At 60.0% G+C, this 16,174-nt stretch carries 14 protein-coding genes and 1 pseudogene; 9 read left to right on the top strand and 6 right to left on the bottom strand.

Annotation, left to right across the window (positions count from 1 at the left end; all coding sequences use genetic code 11):
- Window positions 1-47 precede the first annotated feature (47 nt).
- Window positions 48-2,834, top strand: a complete 2,787-nt coding sequence (locus tag ACFZPT_RS22995) for a hypothetical protein (RefSeq protein ID WP_053060109.1) — start codon at window positions 48-50, stop codon at window positions 2,832-2,834.
- Between the two features lie 48 nt (window positions 2,835-2,882).
- Here the strand turns inward: ACFZPT_RS22995 and sstT are convergent, their stop codons facing one another.
- The gene (gene sstT / locus ACFZPT_RS22990) at window positions 2,883-4,094 is read right to left on the bottom strand and encodes a serine/threonine transporter SstT (protein ID WP_099313199.1); all 1,212 of its coding nucleotides are present in this window, start codon (window positions 4,092-4,094) and stop codon (window positions 2,883-2,885) included.
- 232 nt (window positions 4,095-4,326) lie between these two features.
- Between sstT and ACFZPT_RS22985 the strand changes: the two genes are divergently transcribed.
- Window positions 4,327-5,484: an MFS transporter gene (locus tag ACFZPT_RS22985; RefSeq protein WP_034096859.1), complete on the top strand. Its 1,158-nt coding sequence runs from the start codon at window positions 4,327-4,329 to the stop codon at window positions 5,482-5,484.
- Window positions 5,485-5,488: 4 nt separating this feature from the next.
- Here the strand turns inward: ACFZPT_RS22985 and nhaR are convergent, their stop codons facing one another.
- A complete protein-coding gene (gene nhaR, locus ACFZPT_RS22980; protein ID WP_034096860.1) occupies window positions 5,489-6,391 on the bottom strand; it encodes a transcriptional activator NhaR in 903 nt (300 codons plus the stop codon).
- A gap of 134 nt (window positions 6,392-6,525) precedes the next feature.
- Here nhaR and ACFZPT_RS22975 point away from each other — a divergent pair, with 134 nt between their 5' ends.
- From ACFZPT_RS22975 to mnmH, 4 genes are all read left to right on the top strand, one after another.
- Window positions 6,526-6,777 carry a hypothetical protein gene (locus tag ACFZPT_RS22975; RefSeq protein ID WP_099313200.1) on the top strand — a complete coding sequence of 84 codons (252 nt, stop codon included), beginning with the start codon at window positions 6,526-6,528 and terminating at the stop codon, window positions 6,775-6,777.
- Window positions 6,778-6,805: 28 nt separating this feature from the next.
- Window positions 6,806-7,555 carry a TerC family protein gene (locus ACFZPT_RS22970; RefSeq protein WP_034112889.1) on the top strand — a complete coding sequence of 250 codons (750 nt, stop codon included), beginning with the start codon at window positions 6,806-6,808 and terminating at the stop codon, window positions 7,553-7,555.
- 94 nt (window positions 7,556-7,649) lie between these two features.
- The gene (gene selD, locus ACFZPT_RS22965; protein ID WP_034112891.1) at window positions 7,650-8,684 is read left to right on the top strand and encodes a selenide, water dikinase SelD; all 1,035 of its coding nucleotides are present in this window, start codon (window positions 7,650-7,652) and stop codon (window positions 8,682-8,684) included.
- Window positions 8,684-9,787 carry a tRNA 2-selenouridine(34) synthase MnmH gene (mnmH, locus tag ACFZPT_RS22960; protein WP_099313201.1) on the top strand — a complete coding sequence of 368 codons (1,104 nt, stop codon included), beginning with the start codon at window positions 8,684-8,686 and terminating at the stop codon, window positions 9,785-9,787. Before selD ends, mnmH begins: the two co-directional genes overlap by 1 nt.
- Before the next feature lie 157 nt (window positions 9,788-9,944).
- Here mnmH and ACFZPT_RS22955 read toward each other — a convergent pair whose 3' ends face one another.
- Both ACFZPT_RS22955 and ACFZPT_RS22950 read right to left on the bottom strand, forming a co-directional pair.
- Window positions 9,945-11,000, bottom strand: a complete 1,056-nt coding sequence (locus ACFZPT_RS22955; RefSeq protein WP_034096865.1) for a permease — start codon at window positions 10,998-11,000, stop codon at window positions 9,945-9,947.
- Window positions 11,001-11,044: 44 nt separating this feature from the next.
- Window positions 11,045-11,746: a hypothetical protein gene (locus ACFZPT_RS22950; protein WP_034096866.1), complete on the bottom strand. Its 702-nt coding sequence runs from the start codon at window positions 11,744-11,746 to the stop codon at window positions 11,045-11,047.
- A gap of 253 nt (window positions 11,747-11,999) precedes the next feature.
- Between ACFZPT_RS22950 and ACFZPT_RS22945 the strand changes: the two genes are divergently transcribed.
- From ACFZPT_RS22945 to hemB, 3 genes are all read left to right on the top strand, one after another.
- Window positions 12,000-12,698: a glutathione S-transferase N-terminal domain-containing protein gene (locus tag ACFZPT_RS22945; RefSeq protein ID WP_099313203.1), complete on the top strand. Its 699-nt coding sequence runs from the start codon at window positions 12,000-12,002 to the stop codon at window positions 12,696-12,698.
- A 3-nt stretch (window positions 12,699-12,701) separates the two neighbouring features.
- The gene (locus ACFZPT_RS22940; RefSeq protein WP_099313204.1) at window positions 12,702-13,544 is read left to right on the top strand and encodes a PhzF family phenazine biosynthesis protein; all 843 of its coding nucleotides are present in this window, start codon (window positions 12,702-12,704) and stop codon (window positions 13,542-13,544) included.
- A gap of 117 nt (window positions 13,545-13,661) precedes the next feature.
- Window positions 13,662-14,636 (top strand): porphobilinogen synthase, encoded by a 975-nt coding sequence (hemB, locus tag ACFZPT_RS22935; RefSeq protein WP_099313205.1) that lies wholly within the window; start codon window positions 13,662-13,664, stop codon window positions 14,634-14,636.
- Between the two features lie 138 nt (window positions 14,637-14,774).
- Here the strand turns inward: hemB and ACFZPT_RS22930 are convergent, their stop codons facing one another.
- Both ACFZPT_RS22930 and ACFZPT_RS22925 read right to left on the bottom strand, forming a co-directional pair.
- Entirely contained in the window at window positions 14,775-15,083 is a 309-nt protein-coding gene (locus ACFZPT_RS22930) for a contact-dependent growth inhibition system immunity protein (RefSeq protein WP_047882792.1), read from the bottom strand.
- Window positions 15,080-16,174: pseudogene (locus tag ACFZPT_RS22925) on the bottom strand (RHS repeat-associated core domain-containing protein); the annotation flags it as partial. The gene ACFZPT_RS22930 and the pseudogene ACFZPT_RS22925, both read right to left, overlap by 4 nt.

Below are 16,174 nucleotides of genomic sequence, written 5' to 3'. Positions count from 1 at the left end.
AGGCATGTGCCTCCCCCCAATCCCCGTGAGTGTATGAGAGGCTTTAGATGATCACGACGCCCCACCTGTCAGCTGCTGTATCGCGTTTTTCTTCGTCGCACACGTCCTCGCCTGTGCTGGATAGTCAGGGCGCCTCTTCGGTTTTGCCCGGCCCGAACACCCGTGTCCGGCGAGAGGCATCGGGCGAGGCAACGGCGGTGGGCCAAACCCCGCCCTCGGAAGCAAATGAAGGAAGCACTGAACAGGCGCAGAGCGCCGATAAACGCGATGCGGGCAATCGACGCGACCTTGAGAAGTTCGTGCATGGGTTGCTGAACGTGTACGTGAAGGGCGACAAGTATCTGGATGAACAGGCGGCTTTGCATGCTTACCGATATCCGGGGGGCCGGCCTTACGACCGCGCCCAAGGGTTCACCAATTATTTGCGCAGTCAATGGATCCAACTGGACCCTGATTCCGGCTTTCAACTCAATAATGAGTCAAAGGCCGGGCAGCGCGTGAATCTTTTAGATTTCATTGATGGCCTTGGCTGGGAGCGACCGACCACGATGGCCGAGGTGCGGAATATGAGCGGGGCCGTGTTCCGCCTTTATCGGTCCTCGCCGTTGCCATCCGGCGATCTGGGCGGTGGGTTGTCCTGGCCGATTCCCCTTGATCAATCCACCCAAAAAGCGATTCACGAGGCTTCCAGCTCCGACGTGTATCGTTCGCTCCAGCACGGTGACCTGCCGGCGACGAATAACGGAGCGGTGCTGATGCTTCAACGCCATCAATGGTCAGATGCCGAGCTGAAGGATCCGCGCACCGCCCTGCTGAACATGATCAATGCACCGGCCGCACGAACGGTAGGTGAGCAGCTGCGGGCGCGGTTCAACGGGGCCGGCAGTCCTCAGGATTGGCTGCTTTCAATGCTTCAGGTGGGGGCCAATGGCCATTCGGTGATGCATCCAAACGAAAAAAACAAGCTGGCCGGCTATGATCTGTCCCAGCGCGATAATTGGGGTAAACCCTTGTCGTCGGTGGTGAAAGGGCTGACTGACCATCTGGCGCAGACCTACGGCCGAAACGCGCCAGTCGTAGCGTATTTGTTACTGTCACACCACGCGCCAGAGCTGCTGGTCAAAGACGTTCCAGCTTCTATCACCTATGGTTCGCCGGGATGGGTTGGCCTCAAAGCCATCGTCGCCAAGGCCAACTTCCACACGCCTGGCTCGGCAGCAGGGCAGACCTATGAGGCGTTGGTCAAGAACGACCTTGAGCCTGTTAGCAGCGCCGAAAGAGACGTGGAAGCCTTGGCGGGGCGGGAGGCGTTGATCCACTGGGCCGTAGCGGACGGTGCAATTGCAAAGCGCGATGACAACAATTACACGGACGACGAAATTGAGAGGGCGCGCACGCTCTCCAGCGAACGCTTGGAGACCCTGAAAAAAGCTTCCGACGCGCAACGTGAGCCATTAGTGCCCCGTAAGGAAAAAGCGCTGCAGATCCTCAAGGAGCATTTGTCGGGGAAATTCCCTAATGTCGATTTTGAAGCCAAGGTGCTGATGCCCACCGAGGCTCATCAGTATTTGCGGGGGCCTTATTCGATTCTGGATATTTATCTCGAACCGCAATTGCATACCCGCTGGTACTCCACTGACCCTGCAGTGCCCTTTGCTGACATGTTCGAAACGTTCCGGCGCATTCCGCCCATCGACAACTATGAAAAGGAAGTCTCCGACTACTACGACGCGCTCCAGGAGGCCATGGGTGTCACGGTCAAACACTTGATGTCCCAACTGCCTGTGCAGGACAGAGAAGCCCTGGAGTATGGCGAGCTGAGCGTTTATGCCGAAGAAAAAACCACCTCGAGTCGTGAGAGTTGGGGAAAGTATCGGGGGCCTGAAAAAAGGGTGAGTGAGCAGCCCGCTGATAGCCGTTCGTTATTGTTCGTCACGAAGTATGGGGCAACCAAAACGGTCTATGAGGTCAACCCCCAGCAGGGTTATATCCGCAAGCGCACTGATTTGACGGGCGACCTGAAACCAGGTCTGAAGGGTGAATGGTCCGGTCCCTTGACTGAGCGAGCCAATCCTGGCGTCAGGCGAATCTACAGCCGCCCGTCGATTCGCGAAGTGGTGGCAGATGGAGAAGAGGCACAGCAGAAACGACGTGCACGGGAAAAGGCCCCGGGGCCTGTGCAAACCTTCACGTCTGACCGGACTCAGTACATCACCGATACCGTGCTGAGCAATATCTTCAAGCCCGGAGAGCGAGAAGTGCTAGTCCAGAAAGCCAGAGGCATCACCACATTCGATACCGAAGTGACGGTGTTTGAAGAGATACAGGCGGTGACCCGGACCCTGGTGCCTTTTGCGTCCGCTATCGATAGGTTTCAAAAGGGAAAGGTAGGCGAGGGGCTTGGTTTTCTGGCATTTGACGTGTTGGGGTTTGCGGTGGGAGGCATTTTCGCAGGGGCTAAAATCGCGAGGTTGGGCCCCGGGCTCTCAGGCCGGGCTGGCGGCATCCTGACACGGGGCGCGATCAGCGCGGCCAACCCGTTTGCCGGAGGAAAAGCCATCGTCTCCAGAGGGCTGCCTTGGTGGCAGTCGGCATGGGGCAAAGGGACCTCCACCTGGCGCATCATTGCGGCGAATCGCGGTGTGGACCGGGCTCATCAGGATAAAAAAGATGGCGTCACCGTCGGCACTTATACAAATACTCTCGGCGACTCAATACGTATCACGGCTCAGTTGGATGAAATAACCGGGAAATGGTACGGCTATGATCGGACAACCCGTTCGCGTTTTGGCGTACCGCTTGAAGGCTTCAGTCCTGATAGCACCAGTGCTTGATGCTTTCGCCCCGGGACAGCCCTTGAACAGGCCGTCCCGGGGGATCGGTTATCTTTGTTTGCCCAGGCACGCCGCCGCAGTGAACAGCACATCGGTGGACGAATTGAGCGCGGTTTCCGCCGAATCCTGCAGTACACCGATGATGAAACCTACGGCGACCACCTGCATGGCGATCTCACTCGGGATGCCGAACAGGCTGCACGCCAGGGGAATCAGCAACAACGAACCGCCGGCCACGCCCGAGGCGCCGCAGGCACAAATGGCCGCGACCACGCTGAGTAACACGGCGGTCGGCAGGTCGACACTGATGCCCAGTGTGTGCACGGCGGCCAGGGTCAGCACGGTGATGGTGATCGCGGCGCCGGCCATGTTGATGGTGGCGCCCAGCGGGATCGACACCGAATAGGTGTCCTCATGCAGGCCGAGGCGCTCGCTCAATGCAAGGTTGACTGGAATGTTCGCCGCCGAGCTGCGGGTGAAGAACGCAGTGATGCCGCTTTCGCGCAGGCACAGCAGTACCAGCGGGTACGGGTTGCGGCGCAGTTTCCAGAACACAATGGCCGGGTTGATCACCAGCGCGACGAACAGCATGCAGCCGATCAGCACCACCAGCAGATGGGCGTAGCCGAGCAGGGCGCTGAACCCGGAGGTAGCCAAGGTGGAGGCCACCAGGCCGAAAATGCCCAGCGGCGCAAAGCGAATCACCACGCGCACAATCAAGGTCACGCCGTTGGACAGGTCATCGAGCACAGTGCGGGTAGTTTCGCCGGCATGCCGGATCGCGATGCCCATGCCAATGGCCCAAGCCAGGATGCCGATGAAATTGGCATTCATCAGCGCGCTTACCGGATTGTCCACCACGCTCAGCAACAGGCTTTGCAAAACTTCGCCGATGCCGCCGGGCGCGCTCACTGTGGCGTCATGGGTGGCCAACACCAGTGTTGACGGGAACCACATGCTGGCGACCACCGCGACCACGGCGGCGGCGAACGTGCCGAGCAAATACAGGAACAGGATTGGGCGAATATGGGTTTCCTGGCCGTGCTTATGGTTGGCGATCGACGCCATTACCAGCACAAACACCAGAATCGGCGCCACGGCCTTGAGCGCGGTGACGAACACCTTGCCGATAAACCCGGTGGCTTTGGCTGCTTCGGGCAGTAGCAATGCCAGGAGAATCCCGGCGATCAAGCCGATGACGATTTGCGTGACCAGGCTGACGCGGGTCAGGCGTTTAAGGAGCGAAGGGGCAGCAGTCATAAAGAGGTTGTCTCTAGTTTTTTTAATGTGCGCAGCCCCATGAGCAGAAGGGGCTGTAGGAAGCAGGGCGCGAAGTCTAGCATGCTGTGGTGCGTGCTCCGGCGGCTGCGGCATCGCGTCACCCGCTTTGGCCAAAGCCGGACATACTCTGTTAAGCTTCTGGCCTCTCACCTTTCCTATCCGTCAGCGGGCCCTTCGGGCTGTCGTTGATGTCGTTGTTTCTGGAGTTTTCATGCTGTTTCCCATCCTGCTGCTGTCGGCCGCCGGTTTTACCGTGCTGACCACGGAATTCATCATTGTCGGGCTGCTGCCATCGATTGCCCGCGACCTGAATGTCAGCGTGTCCCAAGCCGGGCTGTTGGTGACCTTGTTTGCGTTTACCGTGGCGGCGTTCGGGCCGTTTCTGACGGCCTATTGCGCGCGTTTCCCACGCAAGCGTCTGTTTATCAGCATTCTGATTCTGTTCGGCGCGGCCAACGCCGTGGCCGCGCTGGCGCCGAATATCTGGGTGATGGCGTTGGCACGACTGATCCCGGCCCTGGGCTTGCCGGTGTTCTGGGCCTTGGCAAGCGAGACGGCGGTGGACATCGTCGGCCCGGACTATGCCGGGCGCGCCATTGAGAAGATCGGTTTCGGCATCGTCTGCGCCACGGTGTTCGGCATCCCAGTGGGCACGTTGATTTCCGATGCGTTCGGCTGGCGCACGGCGTTCGCCATTCTGGCGGTGGTGGCCCTGGCCAAGGCCTTGCTGTTGTTCATCTACCTGCCGGTAACCCGGCCGAAGAACGATCAAGTGAGTCTGCGCTCGCAGTTCAAGATCCTGCGCAACCCCTTGATGCAGGGCCATATCCTGCTGTCGATCCTGGTATTCAGCGGTATGTTCACTGCCTATACCTACCTGGCGGACATCCTTGAACGCCTGGCCGGCTTCGATGGCACGTTAGTGGGCTGGTGTCTGATGGGCTTTGGCGCGGTGGGCTTGCTTGGCAATGCCTTGGGCGGCCGTGCGGTGGATCGCCATCCGTTGATCGCATCCATGGTGTTCTGCGGGTTTATGATCGCGGGCATGGTCGCGCTGGTGCCGGCCATTCATTCCACCATCGGCCTGGCGGCGGCGATGGCGGTGTGGGGTGTGACCCAGGCGGCGCTGTTCCTGGTCAGCCATGTGCGGCTGATGAAGGCCGCGCCCCATGCGCCGGCGTTCGCCGCGTCGCTGAACATTGCCGGGGCCAACCTGGGCATCGGCTTGGGGGCGATGGTCGGTGGTCATGTGATCGATACCTTCGGCCTCGGCAGCCTGGGGTTCGCGGCGTCTGGGTTTATCCTGGTGTCGATCCTGCTGGCGCTGTGGCTGATGACCGCCAGGCAGCCGGTGGCGTCCAACGCCTGAGCGGTCAGGGCAGGGCAGTGAACAATTCGCGCCGCGCGCCTTCGGTAATCGCCACGATGCCCGGGTGCTTGACCTTGCGCTCCACCGAGATCGCATAGAACGACTCGGTGACCGCGTCGGTCTGGCCGATCAGCGCCACACCGTACTGGCGCACCACCTCGTCGGCAATCACGCTGGGGGCGATGAAAATCCCGCTGCCGGATTGGCCAAACGCCTGCATCAAGGCGCTGTCGTCGAACTCGCCGATGATCTTCGGCTGGATCTGCTGCTCGGCGAACCAGCGCTGCAAGCGGCTACGCACTACGGTTTCCGCGCCTGGAATCAGCAGCGGCGCGCCGTGCAGGCACTGTGGGAATGGGCCGGTATGGCGGTCGGCCAATGCCTGGGTGGCGAAAAAACTGATGCCGCACTCTCCCAGTTTCTGGCTGTAGCCTTTGATATCCAGGTGCGTGGGCATGGGGCTGTCGGAAATCACCAGGTCCAAGCGCTGGATCGCCAGATCCGCCAGCAGGCGTTCGAGTTTGTCCTCGCGGCAGGTAATACGCAGCGGCTCGCTCAATTCCATGGTCGGCGCGATCAGCCGGTAAACGATGGATTTGGGCACCACATCCGCCACCCCGACCCGAAACACAATCTGCTGTTCCTTGGGCTGCGCGCGCAGCATGGCTTCCAACTCATTGCCGGTCTGGAACATCTGTTCGGCGTAGGGTAGCGCCTGCCGCCCGGCTTCGGTCAGCTCCAGTTGGCGCCCGACCCGCTGAAACAACGCGATGCCGAACGTCTGTTCAAGCAGGCTGAGTTGCCCGCTGATGGTCTGGGGCGTGAGGTTCAATTGCTCGCACGCACGCACGATGCTGCCGGTTTTGGCCACGACCCAGAAGTAATGCAGTTGTCGATAATTGAGCATGAGAGTGGTTACTTCGTAAAAATCGAAGTATACGCGGGAAAAATACGAATTTTGCTGAAGTGTTGCTCTGCATAGAATGCGTCGCTATCGCGGGGCCACTATTGGGGCCCAAGTGTTCTAACGAGGGATACAGCATGAAACTCAATTCTTTCGGCGCGGCCTCGTTGCTTGCGCTTTCATTGGTGATGATCAGCGGTTGCGATCAGGTCGAAAAAAGTGCGCAGCAGGTGATTGGCAAGGCCTCGGAATCGGCCAAGCAGGCAATCGACGATACCCAGGAAGCCGCCGAGCAAGCCCTGAGTGAAGCCACGCAAGGCCTGATCAACCCGCAGAAGAAAGACGATCAGGCGGATAAAACCGACGAATCGAATAGCCAAGAAACCTAATTCTCCAGCACACCACCAGGACTGACCTATGGATTACCTTGTACAACTGGCCGCCAGCCCCACCGCGTGGATCGCCCTGGCGACCTTGATCGTGATGGAAATCGTGCTGGGCATCGATAACCTGATCTTTATCTCGATCCTCACCAACAAATTGCCGGAGAAGCACCGGGCCAAGGCGCGGCGCATCGGTATCAGCATGGCCCTGGTCCTGCGCCTGGGCTTGTTGAGCACCATCGCCTTTATCGTGCAGCTCACTGCGCCGGTGTTCGAGGTGTTCGGGCAGGCGTTTTCGTGGAAGGACATGATCCTGATCGCTGGTGGCCTGTTCCTGGTGTGGAAGGCTACCACCGAGATCCATCACAGCATGGACCCGGAGCCCGAAGAGAAAGAAAGCACCAGCAACGCCGTGACCATCGGTTTTGCGGCGGCCATCGGGCAGATCCTGTTGCTGGACCTGGTGTTTTCCATCGACAGCATCATCACGGCGGTGGGCATGACCGAACACTTGCCGATCATGATCATTGCCGTGGTGACCTCGGTGATCGTGATGCTGGTCGCGGCCGAACCGCTGGCCAAGTTCATCAACGACAACCCGACGGTGGTGATGCTGGCCCTGGGCTTCCTGATCATGATCGGCATGACTTTGATCGCCGAAGGCTTTGGCGCCCATGTGCCTAAAGGCTATGTGTACGCAGCCATGGCGTTCTCGGCGGCCATTGAGTGCCTGAATATCGCCCGGCGCAACCGCCATAAGCGTTTGCTCGCTGCGCGTCAGTAAACCCTGAAACAAACAGGCCGGCTGTGCTCATAAGAGCCCAGCCGGCCTTTTGCTGTCTGGTAGAATCCGCGCACTTGATAGTTTGAGGTCCAGCATGAACGAGCCGATTCGCCTTACCCAATACAGCCACGGCGCGGGTTGTGGCTGCAAGATTTCACCCCAGGTCCTGGAAGTGATCCTCGCCGGCAGCGGTGCGCAGAACCTCGACCCCAACCTGTGGGTGGGCAATGCTTCGCGGGACGACGCGGCGGTGTACGCCATCGACGACGAGCGCGGTGTGGTCTCCACCACCGACTTTTTCATGCCGATCGTCGACGATCCCTTCGATTTCGGTCGAATTGCCGCCACAAACGCCATCAGTGATATCTACGCCATGGGTGGCGATCCATTGATGGCCATTGCGATCCTGGGCTGGCCGGTGAATGTGCTGGCCCCGGAAGTGGCCCGCGAGGTCATCCGTGGTGGTCGCTCGGTCTGCGATGCGGCCGGTATCCCCCTGGCGGGCGGGCACTCCATCGACGCGCCGGAGCCGATTTTTGGCCTGGCGGTCACCGGCATCGTGCAAAAGCGCCATATGAAGCGCAACGACACCGCTACCGCCGGCTGCAGGCTCTACCTGACCAAGCCCCTGGGCATCGGCATCCTCACCACGGCCGAGAAGAAGGGCAAGTTGCGCGAGGCCGATATCGGCCTGGCTCGCGACTGGATGTGCACCCTCAACAAGCCCGGGAGCCGCTTCGGTAAACTGGCCGGCGTCACCGCCATGACCGATGTCACCGGTTTCGGCCTGTTGGGGCATCTGGTGGAAATGGCGGATGGCAGCGGCCTGACCGCACGCATCGAGTACGCTAATGTCCCACGCCTGCCGGGGATCGAGGACTACCTAGACCAGGGCTGTATGCCCGGCGGCACCCTGCGCAACTTCGACAGCTACGCCAGCAAGCTCGGGCGTTTGCAGGAACTGCACAAGCGCGTGCTGTGCGACCCGCAGACCAGTGGCGGCCTGCTGATCGCGGTCACCCCCGAAGGCGACGCCGATTTCCACGCTGTGGCCGCCGAACTGGGCCTGAACCTGGCGCCTATCGGTGAACTGGTCGAGCGACAGACCCACGCGGTAGAGGTGGTTTGATGGCAACTGACATCACCGACTATCGCAGCATTTTCCTTAACGACCGGCCGATGATGGATACCCGCGCGCCGGTGGAGTTCGTCAAAGGCGCCTTTCCGGGCGTGGTCAACCTGCCGCTGATGACCGATGACGAACGCCAGCGCGTCGGCACCTGCTACAAGGAGCAAGGCCAGCAAGCCGCCATTGTCCTGGGGCATGAACTGGTATCCGGCGCGATCAAGGCCGAGCGCATCGAACGCTGGGCGCAGTTCGCTCAGGCTCATCCTGATGGCTATCTGTACTGCTTTCGTGGCGGGCTGCGCTCGCAGATTGTGCAGCAGTGGCTCAAGACAGAGGCCGGTATCGACTACCCGCGCGTCGGCGGGGGTTACAAAGCCATGCGTACGTTTTTGCTTGAAACCATGGAGCAAGCCACCCAGCAGTGTGATTTTGTGTTGCTCGGCGGCATGACCGGCACCGGCAAGACCGAAGTCCTCGGCCACTTGCGCAACGCCCTGGACCTGGAAGGCCACGCCAACCACCGCGGTTCCAGCTTCGGCAAACGGGCCACGGCGCAACCGTCCAACATCGACTTCGAGAATCGCCTGGCCGTGGACCTGCTGAAAAAACGCGCGGCCGGCATCGAGGAGTTCGTGGTGGAGGACGAAAGCCGCATGATAGGCAGTTGCGCGCTGCCGTTGCCGTTGCACAAAGGCATGCAAACGTATCCGATGGTGTGGCTGGAAGACAGCCTGCAAGGGCGCGTCGAACGTATCCTGCGCGATTACGTGGTTGACCTGTGTGCCGAGTTCATTGCCACGTTTGGCGAACAGGGCCAGACGCTGTTCGGCGAGCGGCTGACCCAGAGCCTGGCCAATATCCACAAGCGCCTCGGGGGCGAACGGTTCCAACGCTTGCAGGCGATTCTGCAGGACGCCCTGGCCGAACAGGCGCGCAGCGGCGCCGTGGACCTGCACCGTGGCTGGATCGAAGGCCTGCTGCGCGAGTACTACGACCCGATGTACGCCTTCCAGCGCGAAAGCAAAGGCGCCCGCATCGAATTCGCGGGCGAGCAGGGGGCAGTGGTGGAATATTTGCGCGAGCGCAGTACGCGGCGCGAGTGAGGGGGATACCGGGGCCTATCGCGCCGCGTTACCTGTGGCAGGGGGCTTGCCCTAATGCCAGTCTGTTAAGGCTCAGTTGACCCAGCCCAGGCGATAGCTATCAAAGGTGGGAGGGGGCTTGCCCCCGATAGCGCCCTCAGCCCCCCCCACCGCATGTTTAAAGCACCACCACCGCAATCAACCCGCACACCACGCCCATCAGCATGGTCAGTCCGGCCACCGTTACCAGCACCCGCGCGTCGAAATCCTTGCGCAGCATCAGCAGGGACGGCAGGCTCACGCTCGGCAACGTCATCAGCAAGGCCACGGCCGGGCCGGTGCCCATGCCCAGGGTCATCATGGTTTGTACGATAGGGATCTCGGCCGCCGTAGGAATTACGAACAATGTGCCGACGATCGCCAGCGGTACGAGCCACACCAGGCTGTTGGCCATGGCTCCGTCTACGTGAGGGAACAGCCACACCCGCGCGGCACCGAGGATCAGCACGGCCAGGATGTACACCGGAATGGTGCTCCAGAACAGCTGCCACAACGTCCGCATCCAGCGGCTGAAAAAGGGTTGGGCTTCGACCTGGCTCACATCGGCCACCGCTTCCAGCGCGGCTTCCGGCACCTGATCGGGGCGTGCGATGCGCTGCGCCACCAACGACACCCCCACCACCAGCACAATGCCCGCCACCAGACGCAGCGCGGTAAACCCCCAGCCCAGCACAAAGCCCATGAACACCAGCGTCGCCGGATTCAGTACCGGGTTGGCGATCCAGAATGCCAGCGCCGCGCCCACCGACACCTGTTGCCGACGCATGCTCGCCGCCACCGGCGCCGCGCAGCAGCTGCACATCATCCCCGGCAAGGCAAACAGCCCGCCGCGTACTGTCGAGCCCAGCCCGGCCCGGCCGAACAGGCGCAGCAGCCAGTCGCGCGGGATCAGCACTTGCAGCAGCGAACCGAGGATTACCGCCAGGACTGCGGCTTTCCAGATCGCCAGGAAATACACCTGGGCATAGGCCAACGCCGCCGCCAAGGGCGAGCTTTGCTGATCATTGAGAATCGAGGCGCCGATGCTGTGGTTGTCAGCAGCCACAAACGCCTTGAAGTAGTAGGGCGACCACTTGACGTAGTAGAGGCCGACACAGGCCACCAGCAGGAACAGCGCCGGTTTCCACCAGAACGACCAGCCCCGGACGGGCTGGGTGGAGAGAAGGTTGGACATGGGGATGATCCGCAGATGAGTCGATAGCCGCGCATCATACGCTGTCAACTGTCGGCGCTCACCTGTGTCGGCTCTGGGCAGTTCTGTTCGCCGTCGTTCAGGCCCTGTTTGTAGTTGCGGCTCAGCAACGAGGCCTTGCCGTTGTGCCAGGTCAGCGTCAATACGTAAAGGGTGTCGTAGTCGCTGCCGGACCAGTCGTCGGTGATGGTGTGCTTCTCGCCCGACGCCTCACTCGCCACCTTGTTGATCAACTCCGGCAGATAGCCATGGGACCAGGCGGTGTAGATGGTGGCGTTGTGGTATTTGTCTTCGACCAACTCATCGGCCAGGTCGCTGGTGTCATTGGCCGAGAAATTGATGTTGACCGGCAGGCCCAGCTTGATGGCGCTGGGGCTGATGGTCATCAGTGGGCGAATGTAGCTGTAGGAATTATCCAGCTCGCCTTCCTCGACATTGCGCGTCGGGTTAGCGGCGAACACAAAATCCGCCGGGCCGAATTTTTCCGGCAACACCGTGGCCAGGTTCATCGCGCGGTTCAGGCCCTGGCAATTGAGTTGGCCCAGGCCGCCGGCGGGTTTTTCGCCGTGGCGCAGGAATACCAAGGTCTGCACGCCGTCCACCGGCTGAGCGCGGCTTTCCGGCGCGTCAAGGAGGGCCGCTGTGGCACCGCCGACCAGCAGCAGCGGTAACATGATGTAGGAATAGCGTTTGAGTCGTTGCACAAGGCGCAGAGGCTTGATCGTCATTTTAGGTTCGAGTCTTCATGCGTCGCGTTAAGGCGGACACGCCTGGCCCCAGTGACGCACGTGCGTCCCGAGGTGTTCCTTGTCTATCTAGCCAGGTGCCTCCCTTCACCCTATGAGCGCCTTTAAGAGTGCGGCGGGGCGTATTGGTTCGCCCGGACGGGATAATAGCCAGGCGATGTTGCGCATTGATGACCCATGCACGACAGCGCGGGGATGACTATCATGAGGGCTTTCTGCCTCAGGGACTGTCCCGATGAACGCACTTGCCGCATTCCCGATCAACAGCAAATGGCCCGCACAGCACCCCGAACGCTTGCAACTGTATTCGCTGCCTACGCCCAACGGCGTCAAAGTCTCGATCATGCTCGAAGAACTGGGCCTGCCGTATGAGGCGCACAAGGTCAATTTCGAAACTCAGGACCAATTGTCCCCCGAGTTCCTGTCTCTGAACCCCAACAACAAGATCCCCGCGATCATCGATCCCAACGGCCCGGGCGGTCAGCCGCTGGCGTTGTTCGAGTCGGGGGCGATCCTGATTTACCTGGCGGAAAAAACCAGCCAGTTGCTCTCCGAAGACCCGGCCACCCGTTACGAGACAATCCAATGGCTGATGTTCCAGATGGGCGGCATCGGCCCGATGTTCGGCCAGCTGGGGTTCTTCAACAAATTTGCCGGTAAGAACTACGAAGACAAACGTCCCCGCGATCGCTATGCCGCCGAGTCGCGGCGGTTGCTGCAGGTGCTGGAAAAACGCCTGCTGGGCCGCACTTGGCTTATGGGCGATGACTACAGCATCGCCGACATCGCCACCTTCCCTTGGATCCGTAACTTGATCGGCTTTTATGAGTCCGGCGATCTGGTAGGCATTGCCGATTTCCCTAACGTCCTGCGCGCGCTCGACGGTTTTGTCGCACGCCCGGCCGTGATCCGTGGCCTGAATATTCCGAGTTGATCCATGCCGACTTTCGATTTCAAACAACTGGATGTATTCAGCAGCGTATCGCTCAAGGGCAACCCGCTGGCCGTCGTCCTCGGTGCAGACAGCCTCAGCGACCAACAGATGGCCGACTTCGCCAAGTGGACGAACCTCAGTGAAACCACGTTTTTGCTGACTCCGCGCGACCCTCGTGCCGACTACCGAGTAAGGATCTTTACCACGTTGCAGGAGTTGCCGTTCGCCGGCCACCCGACGCTGGGTACTTGCCACGCATGGCTCCAGGCCAGCGGCGTACCCAAAGGCGAGGAGATTATCCAGGAGTGCGAAATCGGCCTGGTGCGTATCCGTCGCCAAGGCGCCGAGTTGGCGTTTATTGCGCCGCCGTTGTTACGCTCCGGTGCCGTCGACGCGCCGCTGCTTGAGCGTGTACGCCTGGGGTTGGGGCTGCCGCCGGACAGCATCCTGCGCAGTCAGTGGGTCGACAATGGTGCAGGGTGGCTTGCGCTCATGTTGGCTGATCGTGACCAGGTCCTGGCGTTGCAGCCGGACTATTCACAGCTATTAGGGTTGGCCGTCGGCGTGATCGCCCCGTGCAACCCGGTACGCGACGACGTGGACACGCAGTTTGAGGTGCGTGCTTTTGTCGCAGGCGATGGCGCCCAGGAAGACCCGGCCACCGGCAGCCTGAATGCGGGCGTCGCGCAATGGCTGCTCAGCGAAGGGCTTGCGCCGCCATGCTACGTGGTCAGTCAGGGCACGGCCATAGGGCGTGCGGGGCGTATTCGCGTTGAACGTCAAGGCGATGAAATCTGGGTCGGTGGCGCTGTCGCCGTGTGCATCGAAGGGCGTCTACAGCTCTAGATCAATACATTATTGCGCCCCTGGCAATACACTGTTGGCCCCTCGGCGTTTGTGCTGCCGGGGCCAAGGGGCATAAGCTTTCGCCCCAAAGATTTCTGCCATTTTTTCAGGAAAGCCATGACCAGCCAGTTCCCCCAAGCCCGTCCACGCCGCCTGCGCCGCTCCCCGGAGCTGCGTGGTCTGTTCCAGGAAACCGAGTTCACCCTCAACGACCTGGTGCTGCCGATTTTTGTCGAGGAAGAAATCGACGACTTCGTGCCGATTACCAGCATGCCGGGCGTGCGACGCATCCCTGAGAAAAAACTGGCCGGCGAGATCGATCGGTTTGCCCGTGCCGGCATCAAGTCGGTGATGACCTTCGGTGTGTCCCACCATCTGGACGCCAATGGCAGCGACACCTGGAAAGAACGCGGCCTGGTCTCGCGCATGTCCTCGATCATCAAGGACGCCGTGCCGGAGATGGTGGTGATGTCCGACACCTGCTTCTGCGAATACACCGACCACGGCCACTGCGGCGTGATGCACGGCGCCCACGTCGACAACGACGCGACCCTGGTCAACCTCGGCAAACAAGCCGTGGCCGCCGCCCGCGCCGGTGCTGATGTTATTGCACCGTCGGCGGCCATGGACGGCCAGGTCCAGGCCATCCGCCGCGCCCTCGACGACGCAGGCTTCACTCATATCCCGATCATGGCGTACTCCACCAAATTCGACTCGGCCCTCTACGGCCCATTCCGCGAAGCCGGCGGCAGCGCGCTCAAGGGCGACCGCAAAAGCTACCAAATGAACCCCATGAACCGCCGCGAAGCCGTGCGCGAATCCCTGCTCGACGAACAGGAAGGCGCCGACGCGCTGATGGTCAAACCGGCCGGCGCCTACCTCGACATCATCCGCGACATCCGCGAAGCCTCGCGCCTGCCGGTGGCGGCGTATCAGGTGAGCGGTGAATACGCGATGATCAAGTTTGGGGCGCAGGCGGGGGCGATTGATGAGGATCGAGTAGTGCGCGAGACGCTGGGGTCAATCAAGCGTGCGGGGGCGGATTTGATCTTCACGTACTTTGCGATGGATTTGGCGTTGGCGGGGATCTGAAGACAACGCGAGACCGTTGTGGTGAGCAGGCTTGCCCTGCGTTGGGCTGCGTAGCAGCCCATGACTTGCAAATAGAAGACTAATTTATTTGACGGTAAATAATATTCCCATAATTAATAAATCTTTCCATTGAATGCGCTATTTTTTAGGGTTGCCGTTACTTAATGCTGATGCAACATGTTTTAACCATGTTCTGCCATCGTTCCATTCGTTGAGGTAATAGTAGTAGCAACCCATCTCGGAGAATAGAAAGTCTTCAAGTTCTTTCTCGGTTTTCTCAGTGGAAATTAATCTGTCCAGTTCTCGTTGCACTATCGTCTTTGTCTCTTCAGAGGAGTCAGAGATAAAGTAATTAATCACGCCATCTGCGCTTTTGTGATCATCCACCCAATCTTGATTGAAATATCCAGCGAGAAATTGCTGTAACTCAGGGTAGTCTTGGTTCATGGGTTTGGAAAGCCTGTGTGTATGCGGTAGCCATTGGGCATGTTTTTGTCTCTTCGAATGATTAAGTAAATTTCTTTTCCTGGAACTGGTGTTGTAGTTTTCTTTTTAATACTGGTGCCTATTGGTTCTTTGGGCTTTTGGATGATCACCAACTGGTTGTTGCTTCCTTTGAGAAAGTTATTAGTTTTAGTTTTGTTTTCGTTGATTGCACTTGATATAGCGAGCTCTGCTGAGGTCCGGTCGTGAAAGGTAGAGGCCGCAGGGATGTTTGGTTACTGCTTCAAACGGTCAAGCAACTATTTGTTAGTTCTCCCAACGTGCTTTTCCATCAGATGTCCTCCTGCCGCTTCGTGTGCGGCTAAACCTCCTCCTGGCACTATTACGCTATACGGCCCCTCAGGGCAGTTCGTTTTTTTACAGCTCAGCCCCAGCGGATCTACCCACCCCGTAGGGTTAGGCACATACCGATACCCATTGATCCCACCCGCCAACTTCACCGGGTCCGGCGTCAGGTAGCGACCAATATCCGGATTGTAGTAGCGATGGCGGTTGTAGTGCAGGCCACTTTCTTCGTCGAAGTATTGGCCCTGGAAGCGCAGTGGGTTGTCGAGTTTGCCTACGTCGAGCCGGGCGATTTCGCCGTAGGCGCGGTAGTGCGCGGACCAGACGATTTCGCCATCCGGGGCTGTGAGTTCTTGCGGCGTGCTGAGGTGGTCGAGTTGGTAGTGGTAGGGCTGTGTTTCTTTTGGACCGAAGCCTTCTAAAAGCGCCAGCGGCCGGAAGCTGTCGGGTTCGTAGAGGTAACTGCGGTGGCGTCCCGCTTGGTGTTCGGCGATAAGTGTGTCGCCTTGCCAGAAAAATTCGGTGGTGAGGCCATCGACGGTTTTGCTGATACGTCGGCCAAACGGGTCATAGCGGTAGCTGGCGGTTTGGCCGTTAGGCCGGGTGATTTCGATCAGCCGGTGCTGGCTGTCATAACGGTATTCGGTGACGAGTTGCTGGCCTTTGCCACGGCGTTCCTGGGTCAGGTTGCCGAAGGCGTCGTAGGTGTAGTGGCGGTCGCCCTGGATCAGCAGGCGGTTGCCGGCGAC

The sequence above is a fragment of the Pseudomonas sp. MD330_10 genome (genome assembly GCF_042610415.1).
GTDB lineage: Bacteria > Pseudomonadota > Gammaproteobacteria > Pseudomonadales > Pseudomonadaceae > Aquipseudomonas > Aquipseudomonas rhodesiae.
The sequence above is the reverse complement of the archived record's forward strand: the minus strand, read 5'-3'. Positions and strand labels throughout refer to the sequence as shown.

What these genes read in the sequence shown, in the direction of transcription:
- mnmH (WP_099313201.1), top strand. Translation starts at nt 8,684, where the DNA reads ATGGCAACTGACATCACCGACTATCGCAGCATTTTCCTTAACGACCGG.
- ACFZPT_RS22985 (WP_034096859.1), top strand. Translation starts at nt 4,327, where the DNA reads ATGCTGTTTCCCATCCTGCTGCTGTCGGCCGCCGGTTTTACCGTGCTG.
- hemB (WP_099313205.1), top strand. Translation starts at nt 13,662, where the DNA reads ATGACCAGCCAGTTCCCCCAAGCCCGTCCACGCCGCCTGCGCCGCTCC.
- ACFZPT_RS22950 (WP_034096866.1), bottom strand. Translation starts at nt 11,746, where the DNA reads ATGACGATCAAGCCTCTGCGCCTTGTGCAACGACTCAAACGCTATTCC.
- selD (WP_034112891.1), top strand. Translation starts at nt 7,650, where the DNA reads ATGAACGAGCCGATTCGCCTTACCCAATACAGCCACGGCGCGGGTTGT.
- ACFZPT_RS22945 (WP_099313203.1), top strand. Translation starts at nt 12,000, where the DNA reads ATGAACGCACTTGCCGCATTCCCGATCAACAGCAAATGGCCCGCACAG.
- ACFZPT_RS22955 (WP_034096865.1), bottom strand. Translation starts at nt 11,000, where the DNA reads ATGTCCAACCTTCTCTCCACCCAGCCCGTCCGGGGCTGGTCGTTCTGG.
- ACFZPT_RS22970 (WP_034112889.1), top strand. Translation starts at nt 6,806, where the DNA reads ATGGATTACCTTGTACAACTGGCCGCCAGCCCCACCGCGTGGATCGCC.
- ACFZPT_RS22930 (WP_047882792.1), bottom strand. Translation starts at nt 15,083, where the DNA reads ATGAACCAAGACTACCCTGAGTTACAGCAATTTCTCGCTGGATATTTC.
- ACFZPT_RS22995 (WP_053060109.1), top strand. Translation starts at nt 48, where the DNA reads ATGATCACGACGCCCCACCTGTCAGCTGCTGTATCGCGTTTTTCTTCG.
- nhaR (WP_034096860.1), bottom strand. Translation starts at nt 6,391, where the DNA reads ATGCTCAATTATCGACAACTGCATTACTTCTGGGTCGTGGCCAAAACC.
- ACFZPT_RS22975 (WP_099313200.1), top strand. Translation starts at nt 6,526, where the DNA reads ATGAAACTCAATTCTTTCGGCGCGGCCTCGTTGCTTGCGCTTTCATTG.
- ACFZPT_RS22940 (WP_099313204.1), top strand. Translation starts at nt 12,702, where the DNA reads ATGCCGACTTTCGATTTCAAACAACTGGATGTATTCAGCAGCGTATCG.
- sstT (WP_099313199.1), bottom strand. Translation starts at nt 4,094, where the DNA reads ATGACTGCTGCCCCTTCGCTCCTTAAACGCCTGACCCGCGTCAGCCTG.